At 46.5% G+C, this 17,904-nt stretch carries 17 protein-coding genes and 1 riboswitch; of the genes, 14 read left to right on the top strand and 3 right to left on the bottom strand.

What is annotated here, in order from left to right; translation table 11 throughout:
• Positions 1–57 precede the first annotated feature (57 nt).
• Positions 58–849, top strand: coding sequence for a TrmB family transcriptional regulator (locus HW560_RS02470; RefSeq protein WP_090904223.1), 792 nt, complete (start codon positions 58–60; stop codon positions 847–849).
• A 194-nt stretch (positions 850–1,043) separates the two neighbouring features.
• Here HW560_RS02470 and HW560_RS02465 read toward each other — a convergent pair whose 3' ends face one another.
• Positions 1,044–1,727 (bottom strand): NUDIX hydrolase, encoded by a 684-nt coding sequence (locus tag HW560_RS02465; RefSeq protein WP_179261896.1) that lies wholly within the window; start codon positions 1,725–1,727, stop codon positions 1,044–1,046.
• Between the two features lie 79 nt (positions 1,728–1,806).
• Between HW560_RS02465 and HW560_RS02460 the strand changes: the two genes are divergently transcribed.
• Complete coding sequence (locus tag HW560_RS02460; protein WP_063567890.1) at positions 1,807–2,109, top strand: hypothetical protein; 303 nt, start codon at positions 1,807–1,809, stop codon at positions 2,107–2,109.
• A gap of 288 nt (positions 2,110–2,397) precedes the next feature.
• Here HW560_RS02460 and mscL read toward each other — a convergent pair whose 3' ends face one another.
• Positions 2,398–2,892 carry a large conductance mechanosensitive channel protein MscL gene (mscL, locus tag HW560_RS02455; RefSeq protein WP_090904225.1) on the bottom strand — a complete coding sequence of 165 codons (495 nt, stop codon included), beginning with the start codon at positions 2,890–2,892 and terminating at the stop codon, positions 2,398–2,400.
• A 268-nt stretch (positions 2,893–3,160) separates the two neighbouring features.
• Positions 3,161–3,260, top strand: a riboswitch (purine riboswitch).
• Positions 3,261–3,559: 299 nt separating this feature from the next.
• Here mscL and HW560_RS02450 point away from each other — a divergent pair.
• Both HW560_RS02450 and HW560_RS02445 read left to right on the top strand, forming a co-directional pair.
• Positions 3,560–4,147, top strand: a complete 588-nt coding sequence (locus HW560_RS02450; RefSeq protein ID WP_090904226.1) for a xanthine phosphoribosyltransferase — start codon at positions 3,560–3,562, stop codon at positions 4,145–4,147.
• Between the two features lies 1 nt (position 4,148).
• The gene (locus HW560_RS02445; RefSeq protein WP_090810282.1) at positions 4,149–5,510 is read left to right on the top strand and encodes a nucleobase:cation symporter-2 family protein; all 1,362 of its coding nucleotides are present in this window, start codon (positions 4,149–4,151) and stop codon (positions 5,508–5,510) included.
• A gap of 321 nt (positions 5,511–5,831) precedes the next feature.
• On the opposite strand, the gene HW560_RS02440 is transcribed toward HW560_RS02445, so the two are convergent.
• A complete protein-coding gene (locus HW560_RS02440; RefSeq protein WP_090904227.1) occupies positions 5,832–6,170 on the bottom strand; it encodes a DUF4870 domain-containing protein in 339 nt (112 codons plus the stop codon).
• Positions 6,171–6,452: 282 nt separating this feature from the next.
• Between HW560_RS02440 and HW560_RS02435 the strand changes: the two genes are divergently transcribed.
• The 10 genes from HW560_RS02435 (at position 6,453) to HW560_RS02390 (ending at position 17,887) form a co-directional block, all read left to right on the top strand.
• On the top strand, positions 6,453–8,033 hold the full coding sequence (locus HW560_RS02435; protein WP_179261894.1) for a contractile injection system protein, VgrG/Pvc8 family: 1,581 nt from the start codon (positions 6,453–6,455) through the stop codon (positions 8,031–8,033).
• 277 nt (positions 8,034–8,310) lie between these two features.
• A complete protein-coding gene (locus HW560_RS02430; protein ID WP_179261892.1) occupies positions 8,311–9,210 on the top strand; it encodes a pentapeptide repeat-containing protein in 900 nt (299 codons plus the stop codon).
• Positions 9,186–9,683: an imm11 family protein gene (locus HW560_RS02425; protein ID WP_143067083.1), complete on the top strand. Its 498-nt coding sequence runs from the start codon at positions 9,186–9,188 to the stop codon at positions 9,681–9,683. The genes HW560_RS02430 and HW560_RS02425 overlap by 25 nt, the downstream gene beginning before the upstream one ends.
• Complete coding sequence (locus tag HW560_RS02420) at positions 9,680–10,330, top strand: hypothetical protein (RefSeq protein WP_179261890.1); 651 nt, start codon at positions 9,680–9,682, stop codon at positions 10,328–10,330. The genes HW560_RS02425 and HW560_RS02420 overlap by 4 nt, the downstream gene beginning before the upstream one ends.
• A gap of 20 nt (positions 10,331–10,350) precedes the next feature.
• Positions 10,351–10,728: a DUF4280 domain-containing protein gene (locus HW560_RS02415; RefSeq protein WP_090904232.1), complete on the top strand. Its 378-nt coding sequence runs from the start codon at positions 10,351–10,353 to the stop codon at positions 10,726–10,728.
• A 30-nt stretch (positions 10,729–10,758) separates the two neighbouring features.
• Positions 10,759–13,791: a DNA/RNA non-specific endonuclease gene (locus HW560_RS02410; RefSeq protein WP_179261888.1), complete on the top strand. Its 3,033-nt coding sequence runs from the start codon at positions 10,759–10,761 to the stop codon at positions 13,789–13,791.
• Between the two features lie 15 nt (positions 13,792–13,806).
• Positions 13,807–14,271 (top strand): DUF600 domain-containing protein, encoded by a 465-nt coding sequence (locus HW560_RS02405; protein WP_179261886.1) that lies wholly within the window; start codon positions 13,807–13,809, stop codon positions 14,269–14,271.
• 341 nt (positions 14,272–14,612) lie between these two features.
• Positions 14,613–15,344 (top strand): CdiA family toxin C-terminal domain-containing protein, encoded by a 732-nt coding sequence (locus HW560_RS02400; RefSeq protein ID WP_257031631.1) that lies wholly within the window; start codon positions 14,613–14,615, stop codon positions 15,342–15,344.
• Positions 15,345–15,460: 116 nt separating this feature from the next.
• Positions 15,461–15,826 carry a ribonuclease toxin immunity protein CdiI gene (gene cdiI, locus HW560_RS02395; RefSeq protein WP_111621647.1) on the top strand — a complete coding sequence of 122 codons (366 nt, stop codon included), beginning with the start codon at positions 15,461–15,463 and terminating at the stop codon, positions 15,824–15,826.
• 522 nt (positions 15,827–16,348) lie between these two features.
• On the top strand, positions 16,349–17,887 hold the full coding sequence (locus HW560_RS02390; RefSeq protein WP_179261884.1) for an AHH domain-containing protein: 1,539 nt from the start codon (positions 16,349–16,351) through the stop codon (positions 17,885–17,887).
• Positions 17,888–17,904 lie beyond the last annotated feature (17 nt).

The raw sequence follows: 17,904 nt of genomic DNA, 5'->3' as shown, positions 1-17,904 counted from the left end.
CGCAGCTGAATCATTGTGGGGCAGCGCTGGTTGCTTACAGCATGGGGGGACGGGAATATGGACCAACTGCTGCATCATTTGCGTCATCTGGGGTTTACCGAGATGGAATCTAAAATTATGGTGGAACTCGCTCGCCAAGGTTCGGCCTCGGGATATGAGGTTGCAAAAAGGCTGGGTGTGTCCCGTTCCAATGTATATGCCACCCTGCAACGGCTGGAACAGCGGGGATTCCTGCGCTGCAGCGCTGGTGAGCCTGCGAAGTACAGTGTCTTGAAGCCTGAAGAGATGACAAGCATGATCTCAAGTCAGATGCGTGCATCTCTTGAATATGTGCAGAGCAGTATGCCGCAGCATGAGCCGGAGAAGCCGGTCTTTTACAACATTGAAGGCGACAAAAATGTATTTGAGAATCTAAGCCGTGAACTGGCTGAGGCCAAACATGAGATTGTGGTGGACGTGTGGCGTGAGGAAGCGGAGTTGTTGCGTGCAGACTTGCAGCGTGCTGAAGATCGAGGTGTGCGCCTTTTATGGTCATGTGATGGCGGAGAGGGTATTATGGATCAGCCAGCTCCTTGGCCTGGTTTGCCCTCATACGGAGCAGATAATGGCCGAAAGTTCTCTTTAGTGGTCGATCGTCGTTGGTGTATGTTAGGGATGCGCGGGGAATCTTGCGCCACTCAAGCGATGGTAACAGAACATCCGGTCATGACCGGACTGCTGCTGAATCATTTTGCTCAGGAATTGGTGTTGTATGAACTGGAGCAAGACATGGGGGATGAACTGGAGTCTCGTTACGGGACTCGATACGAAAACCTCTCAGCACGTTATTGGTCCGTACCTTCAGAGTGAGTATGAACTCCAAAATACATGCTTAAAGGAAGCAGGCGCTGCCATGTGGCAGACGCCTCTTCATGCTAGTTAACAGAAGCAGTGATGTTCATCACAGCAAATGTTCCCTGTTGAGCTAATGTAATAGGGTATGAATTCATGCTATTTTTGAGAAAATGAAGCTATGAACGTAACTTTGTTATAGGCAAAATTGGTTAGTTTTTGCGCAAGTGAACTAACGCTTCAAGTACATCGATATAATATTCCGTACCGTGTGGCACGAACTCGGCTGCTCTAATCTCGCGCATGTGACGTGTTTGAACGGGGAGAGGAACAGAGTTTCGATTTGCCTGATCCATCTGATTGGACACTGACTGCACGGCTTGCACTCCTGCGGCTTGAATCACATGGATATCGCCACGGAACAAGGCAATCAAGTCTTCCAAAGGCACTTCGTAGAGGCTGTCGACCTCGCTTGCCTGCAAGGTATAGGCTTCGAGAGGCTGGTTCAAGCACAGTCCAAAGACAGAGCTGAATTCCCGATCAATAAAAGGTACGCCGCGAACCTGCCCTTCAAGTTGCTGTCTTGCCGTCAACAGGTAGGTCAGCGTTTCAAAAGGTGCTTGCACGCCCAGTTCTTCGTCAAGCTCACGACTGGCTTCATGCAGCTGTTCTCCGGCTGTGAGATGCCCTGCTGCGGTAATGTCGTAACATCCGGGGAAGGTATCCTTGATATCCCGTCTTCGCTGAAATAGAACCAACCGCTGTGAACCTTCGTCCCGCACGATCCAGCAGTGGAATGAACGGTGCCAGAATCCCTCGGCATGGACCACGCTGCGCAGCTCTGTACCTATCCAATTTTGCTGATCGTCGTAAATGTCGAAACGTTCTGGGGTCATGATACGTATCTCCTTATATAGCAAGTTTTAAAGTTCAAAATTTCACAAAGTGTGTTTTAAACGAAAGGGGAACCACCTTATGGAATGCATTGTACACTTTCAGGTCATTTATCCGCAACCTCAGGAACGTAAAAGTCTTAGAGGGTTGATTATGGTAGGGCAAGGTCAGGAACCGGCAAATAGCCAGCTAACAACGATGTTTAAGGATATGGGATTCAACGTACGTTTGGAAGACGAGAGCCAATTGTTGTTCAAACCTGTGGATGCGTCGATGAATTTTGATTATATCCGGGTAACGGAGCTCGATACCGGGGAAGAGGTTTATAAGGAAGATCGGGATTTGAAGTCGATTTTGGAGCACTTGCTGCCGCGTCGATTCTAGTTTGTACATTTGGTGAGTGTAAGGATAGTAATGAGAGTAAAGCAACATACCCTGCTTGTGAGATTAAGAAAGGCCCCACCATTACGGTGAGACCTTTCATGTGGAAGCCGATTGAATTCCACCCGCCCCGTGCGGGATTGCAACAACACGGATGAAGAAGAATGACGGACAGATCAAGCAGGATTTTTTTTACATAAACCTTTATATATTAACAATTATCCTCTACTATTCGCTATATAGAGTTTTGGGTACACTTTAAATTCTAATGAACTCAAAGCATGGAATCGATTAAACCGTTGCGCCGTTACCTTCAGCTTCCAGCTCTGAAGTACAGTGCGAACAGCGAGTAGCCGCAGCCGGAATTTCAGAGAGACAGTATTTGCAAGCCTTGGTCGTTTTTTGCGGCTCGGGCTTTTTGTGTTCTTTGCTTTTGATGTAATTGATACCCTTCACCAGCATGAAAATACAGAATGCAACGATGAGGAAATCAATCATCACGTTGATGAACTGCCCATATGCAATCACCGTAGCGCCAGCCTCATTGGCTTGAGCGAGTGTTGTGATCTCCTGTCCACTGGCAGTTCGCATATCCCAATCCAGATTAAAAATTTTCTGACTGAAATCAACTCCTCCAAGCAACTTACCTACAGGTGGCATGATAATGTCATTCACGAGGGACGTGACAATTTTACCAAAAGCAGCCCCGATAATGACACCGACCGCCAGATCGATGACGTTGCCACGTACAGCAAATTCTTTAAATTCCTTCAGTACGCCTTTCATGTCTGCAAATCTCCTTTACCCAATAAATTCATAATACAGGCGGCGTTTCCATCGATTCTCCGTTCAGACACGCGCTTCCGTTCTCATATTGTACATAAAAACACCGCAGCAATCATCCCTTTATTGCAAATTAAGACAAGTTTCCGCAACTTCCATGAAAATACTTCTTTATTTCACGGCGCCGATTCGGTATACTTCTAACATTATCAGTTCCGTTCACACTTTTACATTCAGGTTCGCGATCATACATTGTAACGAATCATGGAGCTTAAAATTAAATATGCCGACTCGTATATGTGCAGGAATAGGCCTGCATGTTTCTACCCGATCACCGGAATGATCGGACTACGGGAAAGATCTGCAACGTTTTAAGGTATGGAGAGAGAGGATTCTCGGGCAGTGTGTCTGAAAAAGCATGTTCAGGCCCTTTCATATCCCTTCTTGGATAGGGAGTTTTGAGGTTTGCTCGGAGTTGACCAGTTATCAAGCTCGTCCATTACACTACACTTGCAGTACCTATGCGGCTTGTCCACATACGTACAAGTCCGTCTTTTCCCGTCTCCGGTTCTTCCGCAGCGTGTAAAAAGGCGGGCTTTTTGTTTTTTTACAGCGGGGATCGGGTCATGCAGGCTTCTGTACGAGAGGGCGCACAGGGGGAAGAATGACGATGCAATTGTTAAAAGACAAGGTAATACAGGAAGGCATTGTCCTGTCCGAGCAGGTACTCAAAGTGGATTCATTCCTGAACCACCAGATGGACCCGGTTCTGATGAAGGAAGTGGGCAAGGAGTTCATCCGCCGTTTTGACGGGGAGAACATTACACGTGTACTGACGATTGAATCCTCAGGGATCGCACCAGGCATCATGACTGCGCTGGAACTCAACGTTCCGCTTATTTTTGCACGGAAGCAGAAGTCACTTACACTCACGGAAGACATTCTGGTTGAGAAAGTTTACTCCTTTACGAAGCAGGAGACCAATGAAATTACAGTTGCGAAGAAGTTCATGCAGCCTGGTGACCGTGTACTGATCATTGATGACTTTCTAGCCAATGGCGAGGCAGCATTTGGTCTGGCCCGCATTGTGGAGCAAGTAGGTGCTGAAGTAGTGGGGATTGGCATCGTGATTGAAAAGGCGTTCCAACCGGGAGGCCGCTTGCTGAAAGAAGCAGGATACCGTGTGGAATCACTGGTTCGCATTGGGGCGTTGTCAGACGGGAAAGTTACGTTTGCGGACGAGGAGGTCACGATCTAATATGGCACGCGAACGTATTTTCCAGCGGCATCGGCATCCGATCAAAACGTTCTCGCTAGGTCTCCAGCACGTACTGGCGATGTATGCAGGAGCTGTCGTTGTACCGATTATTGTCAGCAAAGCCCTTGGTTTTACAACGGAGCAGTTAACCTATCTGATTGCCATTGACCTGCTCGCCTGTGGTGTGGCAACTCTGCTTCAGGTATGGGGCAATCGGTTCTTCGGAGTGGGGCTGCCCGTCATGCTTGGCTGTGCATTCCAGGCTGTATCACCGATGATTTTAATTGGGATGAAGAGCGGCGTGTCTGCCATTTATGGTGCGATTATTGCATCAGGGATATTCGTTGTATTGTTCTCGGGCATTTTTGGTAAATTGATTCGGCTCTTCCCGCCAGTCGTCACCGGATCAGTAGTAACCATTATTGGTCTGACCCTGATTCCAGTTGCGTTCAACGATCTCGGCGGCGGTCAGGGCGCAGAAGATTTTGGCAGTGGTGTTCATCTTCTGCTCGGTTTCGGCGTATTGGTGTTCATCATTCTGATGACACGGTTCACGACGGGATTCGTTCGTTCCATCTCGGTGCTGATCGGCCTTCTCGTGGGCACAGTGGCAGCAGGGCTTATGGGTGAAGTGAACTTCGCTCCAATTCGTGAAGCAAGCTGGTTCCATGTCGTGCAGCCATTCTACTTTGGTACGCCGACGTTTGAGATTGTACCGATTCTGACCATGATCCTGGTGGCGATTGTCAGCGTGGCTGAATCCACGGGTGTATTTATGGCTCTTGGCAAAATTTTGGATAAAGACCTGTCTTCCAAAGATCTGGCCCGTGGCTATCGTGCAGAAGGTTTGGCGATTGTGCTGGGTGGTATCTTCAACTCATTCCCGTACACGACCTATTCACAAAACGTAGGGCTTGTACAGATGACTCGTGTCAAAACGCGCGATGTTATCGTTGTAGCGGGTGGACTGCTTGTGGTTATCGGCTTTGTACCGAAGATTGCTGCATTGGCACAGCTAGTTCCAGGTTCTGTTCTTGGCGGGGCCATGGTTGCATTGTTCGGTATGGTAGTATCGTCTGGTATTCGTATTCTGGGCAGCCAGGTTGATCTGAACCGTCATGAGAACCTGTTCATCATCGCCTGCTCTGTAGGGATGGGGCTGGGTGTAACGGTTGTACCTCAATTGTTCGCAGGTGCACCGGACTGGGCACAGATTATGCTGGGTAACGGAATTATTGCAGGTAGCTTTACTGCCATTTTCATGAATTTGCTCTTTAATGGTCTGGGTACTCAAGCAACGGCGGCCAAAATGGCTGAGCGTCAAGCAGATGTGATCCTTGGAGATAATGGCAAGTCGGCGTAAAAAGTAAAGAGCTGAAATCTTCGTTGCCATTACCGGACGCCTTCAACATGTATATTATGTTAACTTTAAATTCCTCATGGATTGAATAATAAATGTTGTGAATCAAAAAGTTAAACGGCCTAAACGATTCAGGGGATGAATCATCTATCCTGTGAATCGTTATTGAAGTCATAATGAATGAAATAAACGGAACACCGGAGACCTTGCTCATTAGAGAGCAGGAGATCCGGTGTTTTTTCTTTTTTGCCGAAAACAAGATGGATTATTATGTAGACTCACGGGATGAATTACTTTGGGAGGAAGCCGATAGAGCGTTACATACTACAGATGGCGCAGCTGTTTCTCTGCAAAGTCTCCGACCCATGGCAGCTTCAGCCATTTGCCTTGCAAACTGGTGACTACCATGAGAAGCCAGACCACCACACCAAGCATGGACAATAGCGATGCCAGCAGTGGCCCAAAAAGTGGGAGAAATGCACACAACACATGACCGACCATAATGAGGCCAAATACCGTGACGGATTGAAGTGCATGAAACAGAACGAATCGGCTTCGTTTCTCAACAGCCAGAAAGACGATTCCGCCTATAAAAGTGAACAGATAACAGAGCATGCCGGCAATATTTTCATCCAGACCGCTTGATGATTTCATGGGGGACATTCGGTCCAGCCTCCTTTGTCCTTTTTAACTAGGTTATGAGGGAGTGGGACAGAACTGAACCGGTTTGATCAAGGAATGTTCCAGATGGACAAAGAAAATGTAACACTCAATATAGGTAAACACCACGTGAGACTATAGATTCATTTGAAAATAGAAGTGCGTATATATACATCCAATTTGAGACTTTCTACATATTCAAAATATTCCATAAAATTCCGAATTATATAAATACAATTATAAAGGGTAAACCATTAATTAATTTGAGATACAAGGAGGCTTATTATGAATATATCCGCAACAACATACGGTCAGGTTCGGGTAACACCTTACGAAATCGTTCGTCTTCAGACCCTTGAAGTGAATAAAACGATGAACGGACATGCGCGAATGAGAATGACGGCAGTGATCCCGGAATCTCGAAAAGACAGCTATGTGCAAGCAACAACATCCCAAACCGATATTAAAGTGAAAATTGCCGATGACGATGGACATGAGAAAGTGTTTTTCTCCGGTGTGGTGCTGCACGTAAAAGTGAACGTTATTAACGATGTACATACACTTATGGTTGAAGCGGTGTCCCATACCTACTTATTGGATGTAAAACTGCACAAGCGCTCCTTCCAAAACCCTAATCTGTCCTACAAGAATTTGGTGCGCAAGATTATTTCTCCCTATGAAGGTTCAGATGTTATTGACTTTGCTACAGATGGCCGTAAAATCGGAGATTTTGTGATGCAGTATGAGGAAACAGATTGGCAATTTATCAAAAGGATGGCTTCCCATTTCTACACTGGAGTTGTTCCGGATACATCTTCAGGAAAACCCAAGTTTTATTTTGGCTTACCCGAAGGCCAGTATAAGGGTGAATTGCAAGCATCCCATTACACAGCAACCAAACGAATTGCCGACTATCGATCTGCCAAGGAAAATAAAGTACCGGGTGTCAAAGATCCGGATTATATCGTATACGAAGCGGACAGCAGGCAATGGTTCGAAGTAGGGAATGAAGTAGAGTTTAAATCCAAAAAGTGGATTGTAGGTGAGGCGAAGACCCGATTCATCGATAGTTTGCTAAATCATACATACTCCTTATTTCCAGCGGAGGGGCTTCGTTATAAGAAGAGCTACAATACTTCCATTATTGGCGCTTCCATTCAGGCTTCGGTTCTTCAAGTCAAGGGGGACAAAGTTCGTGCGAAGCTCGATATGGATGAGCAGCAGGATGAGAGCACAGCCTATTTCTTTCCCTATTCAACGATTTATGCTTCCGAGAACAATACGGGCTGGTATTGCATGCCTGAAGTGAATGACAGCATCCGTATTTATTTTCCAAGCAAAAAAGAGGAAGACGGCATTGCCATAAGCTCTGTAAAAAGGCAAGATCCTGAGATTGTGCCAGCTGCACCGAAACAGACTTCAACCGCATCATCAGCGGTTGGAAAGGGTGGGGCTTCGGGACAGTCTGGGGGAAGTCCAAGCGGGAGCAATCGTAATAGTTCAGGCGCGGCTGGAGGTGGAAGTAAATCTAGCCCGGCCAGCAGAGTAGCCCCGCCCCCAGTGCCCGAAGATCGAATGGGTAATCCGGACATCAAGACATTCCGGACCAAGTATGGGAAAGAGATCATGCTGGCTCCAGACAAAATTGTGATCTCGGCGGGTGGAATGTATATCACGGTCAGTGACGAGAATGGCATCGAGATTGTAAGCGATCAGAATGTCAGCATTACAGCGGGTCAGGATGTCGTCATGTCCGGACAAACGATTCGGATCGCAGGTGAGAAGGTTGAGTTAACCGGAAAGGGCAATACCATCACGTTGGAAGAAGAGTTGAAGATGCACGGGGCGGAGATCAAGATGAATTAGCCAAGAGTAGTAGAAAGGAAGAGAAATGAACAAAGCGGAAGCGATTGCACATTTACAGCAGGAAATATTGGAGCCCGCACTTCAGGAACATCTCTCGTCACTTAGGGTGTACATCATGCAACATCAGAACTCGTTAATCCAATCGTTCGTAGAGTCTATGCGGCAACTCTGTGTAAAAGCAGAATGGGCCCAACAGGAACTCGGGAAACAACCAGTCTCAATCCTTCATTGTTCCATGTTGAGAACATCTATATTGGAGGGGAGTTACACCTGCTTAATGGAAGCCTACTCCGATCAATGGTATTGGGATGAGGTGGAGTGTATGCACACATATGATGCGACGTGGGCATTCCAGCCGTTGTCTTCGTTACAACAGCTGCTTCATATCGAAATGAGACGTTATGGAGGTGTACTGAATGCTTCTGATGTTGAACGGATGATGTTGCAGTCCGCGGGGAGATTCAACGCCTACGTCATTGCGCTTGCACGTCTGGCCGTTCCTCATGTTGTGAATTTGAAAGAGATGGAACACATCGACCGTGCAGATCAGTTTCAGATCAGGGTAGGTGAATATAAGGACTGGAGTGAACCCGTGTATATCAGGGACTTTGGGTATAGGGACATGCAGAATATCCGCAAGAAATTATCAGTAGCGGAAGGGCTGGAATGTGCTTATGGAGACTATACGTCACTATCCTTGGCAGAAGGATTATATGACCACGTTGATATCAGGTATTCCGATTTCAGTCTTGCCGATCTGAACAAGAGTAACTTAAGAGGTGCTGTGATGATTGGGACCAAATGGGAACAGAGTGATCTGAGTGGAGCTGACCTCAGAGGGGCGCTACTTATGGATGCTGTGTTCCGGGAATGCAGTCTGCGTGGAGCCAACCTGTCTGATGTCAGTGACGGAGCGAGTATGGAATTCGAGGAAAGTGTTCTTGGTCTTCAGGGAATCTGTTTTGCCGGGGCCAATCTGGAAGGCGCCGACCTTCGGGGAGCACAGTTATTCCATGCTGATTTCCAGGGGGCTAGGCTGAGTCAGGCACAGATATGGATTCATGACCGTGAGAGGTATACACATGTTTTGAATGAAGAGCAGATTGAATCGATACGCTGGGTTGTATCCCATGAGGAAGAGGAGGAGGAGCTATGGTCCCACGATTTTATGAACTGACCGAAGATCATCGGATATTGAATCCGTTCAGGCCTCCCATATTACAAACCAGTTTTGATGAGTTGCCCATTTCATCTGTCATGATGATTGAACGCAGACTGAATGAAGAGCCGACCGATTGGATAAGTAGGCCTTCATATTTTGTTAGTGATCGCATGAAGCGGCTGATGGAATTGGTCGATGAAGCAATGTTGTTCAAATCCGTCACCTTCATTGATCAGGGGAGTGGGGAACAGTTGAGCTACTGGGCGAGTCATATCCCTGCTGTGCTGGCTTCGTCTGACCATAGCCTGTTTTATCCGAATGGTTCAATACAGCAGCTTGTATTGCAGGGTGAGGCGGTTAAAGATCAACGCATATTTACATTGGAGGGTGTAAGAGGGAGTGGTGTAATCGTGCGTCTTGATGTAGCAGAGAGCATGCTTCGCAGAGGGTTAAGTGGCTTTGTTTTACGAAAGGTGGACCTGGAATGAACCGATATGGTGATGAGATGTTGCTGAAAATGGATCGGGATTTGCGTTTGGCAAAGCGCATTCAGGAAGCTGAAGCGGCAAGTGGGGAGCTGATGACGCAGGAAGAGGTTACATTCGGAGTACGCCAGGGTCTGATCGAGACCGAAGCAGATATCATCACGTTGAACAATCACCAAATCTGGGAGGGGATAATAACCCTTCCTTTACCGGATCGTCTGGTCCGGGTTCCCCGAGGCAAACTACAGGAGGGCAGAAACAGCCATGGACGAGATGAGGTCATGTGGATTGATGAGCAAAAGGGTATCAGCTTAAGCCTATCTAGATCATCTCATCCATTGCACGTAAGCCAGATTGAGGGAATGGGCAGGATCATCACAGATCAGATGCGAACGCTCAAAAAGGATGCGCAATGGTTACATGAGGAGACGGTACAAGGAGATAGACTGATTGTCTTCTATGGAGAATCCATTCAGCCCTCAACCTTGGGAATGGCTTACGATATTGTGATCGTTACATCGGTAAAAGGAAGAGCGGTCACAGGGAATGTCCGTTTTCCGGTTGAACAGCTTCATCTATGGCGACTTCTAACAAGGGCGATATTCACATGTGCCCGGATGAGTGAAAACGGAAATGGACCAATCCATTAATTAACATAGGGGGGACTAGAATGCTGCTACCCATGCTGTTCAAAGCTTTGATGTCAGGAGGGTTCGGTGGTGAATTTACCTATGTGGTCAGAGGTGCCGAGATTTCCTGCAGTCAGGGATCAGATCCGGGTGTGCTGAACCTGCCTCTTTCCCACGGCATCTATATCAAGGAACAGCCTGTATTAAACGTTGCGGACGTGATTCCACTGGCTAACGTTGGACGATGCGGGTTTTGCAAAATGGACGGAGCATTGTGTGAACCAGATACGTTCTTTAACAAATGGAGCCAGGGCAAGGAGGATGTGCTGGTGGAAGGTGAGGCTGCTCTACTCAGTCGATCTGAACTGATATGCCGAAAAGGCGGGATTATCAAGATTGAGGTCGATGGTCAGTTGTAAGATGCAGACGGATAAGAAAGGGGGAACACTGTGCAGACCTTGGAAAAATCAACGCTAACCTATGGGGATATCCATGTCCATTGGCCGTATGGCAAGATACGCCTGGATAAGCTGGAATTGATCCAGCAAGCAGGAGCACATGGTCGGTTATCCTTCAGTGGATGGGTAGATGAAGAATGGGAAGAAACCATTATCCAGAAAGCTGGGAGTCACGATCGAGTCGGATTCATCCAGATAGATGAATCCGGAAGGGAGTTACCCCTGTTCAAGGGACAACTCCATGAGATCAAAGTCGAAGCAACCAGAGGGATCGTATATGTGATGGCTGTAGTCATCTCACATACCTATGAACTGGATGCCTTACAGAGAACGAAATCCTATCAGAACGAGAATCTACGTTATCTGGACATTGTTAATCGTGTTATGAAGGGGTATCCTGAAGGAGACTATATTGATTTTGCCTTTGATGAGACGAAGACGGGCGCTTTTATCATGCAGTACCAGGAGACTGATTGGAGCTTTCTGAAACGGCTCGCTTCTCATCTGGGAGCAGATCTGGTGCCGGATGTGACTGCACACAAGCCCAGGTTCTGGATTGGTTATCCCGAAGGCAGAGGGGCATTTGAGCTGAAAGCCATCCCTTTCGAGAAGAGTCGTAATATTGAGCGTTTTTTACATACCGAAGCCCAGGGAAAACATGCGGTAACGGAGGCGGAGTATACAACGTATACCTTCGATCTGGGGCAGGAGCTTCAATTGGGGGATGAAGTATCCTCTGATGGCCGTATCTACAACATAACCTCTCGCCAGGCGATGCTGGAACGGAGCTTGCTACAGTGGAAGTATACATGTGCATTGCCAGCATCGCATCCACTGCCCAGACAGCTTCAAACGATGATCACGGGTGCGGCTATCGAAGGAAAAATCATTGATGTGAAACGTAACCAGGTGAAGGTTCATCTGGATATGGATGAGGGTCAGCAGGCTGGGGAGGCACGCTGGTTCCCGTATGCCGCGGAAGGCAGTCAAGTATGGTACATGATGCCCGAACCCGGCGCGAAGGTGAAACTGTATTTCCCAAGTGCGGAAGAAGACGAAGCCATGGTGATGCAGTCGGTTCGTCAGGAACCAACGGAAGCGGGACATGTGGAGAAGAGCGGTAAAGTGATGCAAGACCCGGGTGTAAAGTCTTTCGGTAACCCGCAGGGGAAATCGTTCACCCTTGGCGACAGTGAACTTGTCATGAACGCTCAAGAGGGCGCCTTGTATATCTCGATGGCTGCGGGTAACGGGGTTACATTGAACAGCACAACCCACGTGCAGATCCAATGCATGGGTGACCTGAACATCAGCGGAGCCAGCGTCAGTCTGGAGGGTACAGAAGGTCTGTACATTCAGACGATGACAGATCATGTGGAGCTTGTGGAAGAGGTCAACGGCAAGAGTGAGAATGTAGTCCTGGAAGCCGAGATCCATCGTTCCTTTGACATGATTCAGTCTGCGTTCGACCAGAGTCTGGCCAGTATGGGAGAGAGCGCGCTGAAGGAAGCGCGGCTGAAACGGAACTGGGAAGCACGTGAAAAGGGCAAATTGGACGGTGTGATCGAAGAGGGAAAAAGCCTGCTCAGTATGGTCGGTGATGTGGCTGACCTTGCATTTACAGGGATCGTCGGGGGTGACAATGCCCAGGGATTATACAGCTGGGTCAAGGGAGAAGAAGTAGGGTCATTAACGGAGCGGAATGCCACGGTACAAGGAACGATTACGGGCGTAAATAACGTCATTGATTATACGGGAGACTTGGTCACGGGCCAGAAATCAGGGAAAGAGATCTGGCAGGATGTATCCGGTGCGGGAGAAGCGTATGCCAAGCCATTCATGGACCTGAAAGGCGAAGACAACCGCACGATGCTGACCCTGAAGGAACAAGAGAGTTACGACGCTGGTCGGAACGATGTCAACGCTGCGGTACGGGTTGTTGATACGGTAACGGCTGTAGCTGGCGGAGCATCCTTGGTCAAAAATGGCGTCAAGGTGCTCAAGGGTGGTAGTAAGAAGTCTGGTCATGCAGATGGAGATGGAGCCAAGGGCGGCGTTCCACATGGTCATGGAGATGGGCCAGATGGAGCCTCAGGCGGTGCTATGAAGGATGGCAAGCTCAAGACCAATGCGGCATTAATGCCTTCATCTCTCGCGGAACTGGGAGAACGAATCAACCAGGCTATGGGTAAAATGACCGCAGGCGCAGCAGCCAGTGTTCCATGGCGAGTTCAGCGGGTGAGGCTGAGCAACGGCCAGACCGTGCCGGTGATTGTGAAGAATGACAGTCACATGTTCTCGGATGCAGGTGGAAATCGTGGGAAAGGCAGTGGTTCTGGAAATTCGAAGGGATCGCCGAACACTTCTCATGTGGATTCGAGAGAGAGTAGTGCGCCATCGAAAGGAACCGTTTCTAAAGAATCGTCTAAGACGTCTCCAAACGTTCCGCCAGTTAAGCCGAAGGAAGCTCCTAAACCTAAAGAAGCCCTATCATCGAAAGATGGAACTAAGGTTAGGGATGGGAATACTGAGGGGACGGGGAAAATTAGTGAGGTTGGTAGCCAGGCTGATGATATTTTACGAGATGGAAGCCATATAGTAGATGGGGAGCTAAAGCCAAATGTAACATATAAAACAGGTGAATATGAATATATCTACAAAACTGATAGTAAGGGAAGGCTTGAAAAATTTACTGCTGACGATTTAAAATTAACTGAGAGGGATAGCAGATTACCTCATGATCCAGATACTCCAGGCAAAGAGCCAGGCGACCATGCAGGGCATTTGGCAGGGGATAGATTTGGTGGTTCACCAGAAATTGACAACCTTGTTTCACAACTAAGCAATGTGAATTTAAGCCAATATAAGAAAATTGAGAATCAATGGGCTAATGCGATTAAAGAAGGGAAAAAAGTAAAAGTAAATGTTGAAGTGAAATATGACGGAGACAGTATACGCCCATCTAAATTTAATGTACAGTATGAAATTGATGGAGAAGCTTTCTCAAAGAGTATATTAAATTAAGAAAGGCAGGTTACTATGAGCAAAGTATTTGAAGATATTTTTAGTGAACTTCAAGCTGACATGGTCTCCATTTGTTTAGAGTATGTTCACAAAAGAGCCGAAAAAATATATATTTATTGTTCATTTGAAGAAAGAGTTATTTCTAGTGATTTTTTCTATTTTATTAATGGTAGGCTTGTAAAGAAACACAAACTTAACGATGCATTAGATGATAGTTATGGTCTTCTATATGACATATCAGTCGAAAGACAAAAAGGCGTTCTGAATATTATTAACGATGATATTGAAAAGATATATAGATTATGCGACGAACACAAAAGAGAAATGCCAACCGAAATAAAATTGGTATATGATGTTACAAAAAATAGCCTTAAAGCAGAATATAAATATGAGTTGGTTTATTCAAATGACCCTGTAAAAACCGCAGACGACATTGCGAAGGAATGGTTCGAGCAAATTAAAGAGGAACATAGCGCGTAAGGTGATTTTCCATCCACTCTAAATGATGGAAAAATATGAGCATCTTTTGAAATAGTGAGAATGGCGGGCCTATAGAGATCTTCCATTTCGGTTGTACGCCCATCAAATACTTTAATTTTAAAACTTAAATATCGCTATTCCGATACATCAAACAGGTTGATTATGGTCAGATACCACCATGATTGACCTGTTTTTTTGGAGCCAAGGGCGGCGTTCCACATGGTCATGGAGATGGGCCAGATGGAACCTCATGCGGTGCCATGAACGATGGCAAGCTCAAGACCAATGCGGCTTTAATGCCTTCATCTCTAGCGGAACTGGGAGAACCAATCAGGTAGGCTATGGGTAAAATGACCGCAGGCGCAGCAGCCAGTGTTCCATGGCGAGTTCAGCGGGTGAGGCTGAGCAACGGCCAGACCGTGCCGGTGATTGTGAAGAATGACAGTCACATGTTCTCCGATACAGGTGGAAATCATGGGAAAGGCAGTGATTCTGGTAGCTCGAAGGGATCGCCGAGCACTTCTCATGTGGATTCGAGAGAGAGTAGTGTGCCGAAAGGAATCGTATCTAAAGAGTCAGCTACGTCTTCAAACGTTACACCAACTAAGCCGAAGGATGCATCTAAACCTAAAGATGCTCCGTCATCGAAAGATGGAACTAAGGCCAGGGATGGGAAAACTGAGGGGACGGGTGATACCGTACCAGTAATAAAGAATAATTTCGAGTATTTAGATGGTTTTGACGATCACTTAATTAATGCACAAAGTATTGTAAGAAAAGGGAACAAAGGAGTTGTGGGAGGTCACAATTTAGAAAGTTTCGAAAAAATATTAACAGATCAAGGCTGGAGTCTTGAAGACCTTATCGTTTCCAAAACCCCACATCCTACAACCCCTGGAATCTATCAAATCCAATATAGACTTCCAGCCCTTGATAGGGAATTGAAAGTAATATCCGGTCAGTATAAAAATATTTCACATCCAAAAACTGTATATGATCCAAAAGTAATCTCGAATGATCAAATTATACAAGTGGGGAAAAGAAGCGATGGCGAATGGCGAAATTGTAGGTAGGGAAGTTCGAGGGACAGCATCGAATGGTTTGAAGTTCACGGGATACCTTGATGAAAATGGAAAGGTGACGAACTTCTTTCCGACCATATCAGAATAATTTCTAGGAGGATGATTTGATGAGTGTCAAATTAACAGAGAAAGAATTATTGGAAATGTATTATCGACACCTTGAAGGGAAATATTTTTTAGATGCACTTAAAAACTATTGCAATGGAAATGGGTTTGGCGGTAGTGAGAGTGTTTGGTGTGTTTTTGCAGGTGAGTTAGATGAGTGGGAGGAAGGTTATTTCGGAGATGCGGGAGTTTGCTATTTTTTTGACTACCCCGCAGTAGAAGAAGATCAAAAAATTGTATTGGATTATTCCACTTTCTATCAGTATCTAAATGAAGCAAGTAAGGACTATTTAATACGGAATCCAAATGTTAAGGGTGAGGTTGAAGCTCGATTAGAGGAAATCAAACAAAAGTTCAATATTGGATAATGATTTTTAACAAGAAAGTCAAAAGGGTTTATTTATTCTGATATTGAGTAGAGTGCATAAGTTAGTAAGCGAATTTGGAGCAAATCTATTTTTGGGTTTGTCACGATTTATGTGTATCCATCGTTCTGTATAGGGCCATAATGCGAGCTAACCGCCGTGTTGTGGTCTTCTTTGTTTCGGTCACTGTCTCAGTGGCTGATGAATAGAACCTACCCAGTGCGGGTGGTAAAACCGCCCTTGCCTTTTGAGAGAAGTATCCTCACCGCATTAGACGTTGACGGTGGGGGTGGATAAACTGGCAAAGTATTTACGTGAAGAGAGTCATAATACGGGAGGGTTAGGTATCACCATGCGGATATCTATGTGGAAATACTGGAAGGTCCCGTATACCAAGTAGTAGCCTAAGTCAGTACGAATCAAGAGAAATTAGTAGTGAAGTGCTTGATATAATGGATAACGCTTGGTACTACAAGCAGATCGATATGAGTGTTTTTTTTGATATCTTAAATACTAAAGAACAATGTGCTGGAGCGGAATGCCACGGTACAAGGAACGATTACGGGCGTAAATAACGTCATCGATTATACAGGAGACTTGGTCACGGGCCAGAAATCAGGGCAAGAGATCTGGCAGGATGTATCCGGTGCGGGAAAGGCGTATGCCAAACCGTTCATGGATCTGAAAGGCGAAGACAACCGCACGATGCTGACCCTGAAGGAACAAGAGAGTTACGACGCTGGTCGGAACGATGTCAACGCTGCGGTACGGGTTGTTGATACGGTAACGGCTGTAGCTGGCGGGGCATCCTTGGTCAAAAATGGTGTCAAAGTGCTCAAGGGTGGTGGTAAGAAGTTTGGTCATGCAGATGGAGATGGAGCCAAGGGCGGCGTTCCGCATGGTCATGGAGATGGGCCAGATAGAGCCTCAGGCGGTGCCATGAAGGATGGCAAGCTCAAGACCAATGCGGCTTTAATGCCTTCATCTCTTGCAGAGCTGGGAGAACGAATCAACCAGGCTATGGGTAAAATGACTGCAGGTGCAGCAGCCAGTGTTCCATGGCGAGTTCAACGAGTGAGGCTGAGCAACGGCCAGACCGTGCCTGTGATTGTGAAGAATGACAGTCACATGTTCTCCGATACAGGTGGAAATCATGGGAAAGGCAGTGATTCTGGTAGCTCGAAGGGATCGCCGAGCACTTCTCATGTGGATTCGAAGAAGACAGGGAAGTCACAAAATGTGGAGTCTAGTCCTTCATTCATTTCACCGAAGGTTGAGGCATCCAAACCCCAAAATACATGGATTCCCAAAGATAGTCCATCTGAAAGTACCAAGCCGAGGACTAGAAATCACCAGGAATACTATGATCCACATCTGAATCAACAGAGTATTTCCAAACTAAATGCAGCAGCAGATGAAGGAATCATTACTCCCAACCAATGGACCGGGAAATTGGAATGTAAGAGTGGGGATCTGGAACATCTAACACAACGTGAGTTACAAGAGATTAATAAGCTGCTCATCGCTGGAAAAAATGTGAATGCAGATCGGATAATGACGTTACGCAATCAGTCTTCGAAGCTTGCAGAAGATTATTCTGATAAAGTTAAGGAAAGTAACGGATGGGAGCTCAGCAAGGAATATCCTGCATCCAGGCAGGATTCCGTAGTACTTGGAAAGGAACTAGAAGAAGCAGGTATTACCCGTCCGCCGGATTCTCAAGCGCATCACCTCGTGCCTGTAAATCAAGGGGGGCTCCGAGAGCTAATCGAGAAGTATGGAATTAACATCAATTCCTCGGCAAACGGAGTCTTTCTTCCTCAGAAAGCAATGTCGGATTGGCCAGGGCAAGTGACGCATTTCCCGTTTAACAATATAGATAAAAAAGGGAATCCTATGTTCAGGCATGGTCAGGAGTATATTAAGTATATGAGAAAGAATCTATTGGATATAGATAAACTTCCAGTAAGTCAACAAATAAAGAAAGAACGCATACTAGCATTCTTGGAGGAGACAAGAGAAGGTCTGCTAACAGGCAAAATCGAGATTTTATATGAAGATTAATGAAGAGGGGGAAGCGT

The organism is Paenibacillus sp. E222 (assembly GCF_013401555.1).
Classification (GTDB): Bacteria; Bacillota; Bacilli; order Paenibacillales; family Paenibacillaceae; genus Paenibacillus.
The sequence above is the reverse complement of the archived record's forward strand: the minus strand, read 5'-3'. Positions and strand labels throughout refer to the sequence as shown.

Coding starts and splice junctions, on each gene's coding strand:
- HW560_RS02470 (WP_090904223.1), top strand. CDS start 58: ATGGACCAACTGCTGCATCATTTGCGTCATCTGGGGTTTACCGAGATG.
- HW560_RS02465 (WP_179261896.1), bottom strand. CDS start 1,727: ATGACCCCAGAACGTTTCGACATTTACGACGATCAGCAAAATTGGATA.
- HW560_RS02460 (WP_063567890.1), top strand. CDS start 1,807: ATGGAATGCATTGTACACTTTCAGGTCATTTATCCGCAACCTCAGGAA.
- mscL (WP_090904225.1), bottom strand. CDS start 2,892: ATGAAAGGCGTACTGAAGGAATTTAAAGAATTTGCTGTACGTGGCAAC.
- HW560_RS02450 (WP_090904226.1), top strand. CDS start 3,560: ATGCAATTGTTAAAAGACAAGGTAATACAGGAAGGCATTGTCCTGTCC.
- HW560_RS02445 (WP_090810282.1), top strand. CDS start 4,149: ATGGCACGCGAACGTATTTTCCAGCGGCATCGGCATCCGATCAAAACG.
- HW560_RS02440 (WP_090904227.1), bottom strand. CDS start 6,170: ATGTCCCCCATGAAATCATCAAGCGGTCTGGATGAAAATATTGCCGGC.
- HW560_RS02435 (WP_179261894.1), top strand. CDS start 6,453: ATGAATATATCCGCAACAACATACGGTCAGGTTCGGGTAACACCTTAC.
- HW560_RS02430 (WP_179261892.1), top strand. CDS start 8,311: ATGGAAGCCTACTCCGATCAATGGTATTGGGATGAGGTGGAGTGTATG.
- HW560_RS02425 (WP_143067083.1), top strand. CDS start 9,186: ATGGTCCCACGATTTTATGAACTGACCGAAGATCATCGGATATTGAAT.
- HW560_RS02420 (WP_179261890.1), top strand. CDS start 9,680: ATGAACCGATATGGTGATGAGATGTTGCTGAAAATGGATCGGGATTTG.
- HW560_RS02415 (WP_090904232.1), top strand. CDS start 10,351: ATGCTGCTACCCATGCTGTTCAAAGCTTTGATGTCAGGAGGGTTCGGT.
- HW560_RS02405 (WP_179261886.1), top strand. CDS start 13,807: ATGAGCAAAGTATTTGAAGATATTTTTAGTGAACTTCAAGCTGACATG.
- HW560_RS02400 (WP_257031631.1), top strand. CDS start 14,613: ATGGGTAAAATGACCGCAGGCGCAGCAGCCAGTGTTCCATGGCGAGTT.
- cdiI (WP_111621647.1), top strand. CDS start 15,461: ATGAGTGTCAAATTAACAGAGAAAGAATTATTGGAAATGTATTATCGA.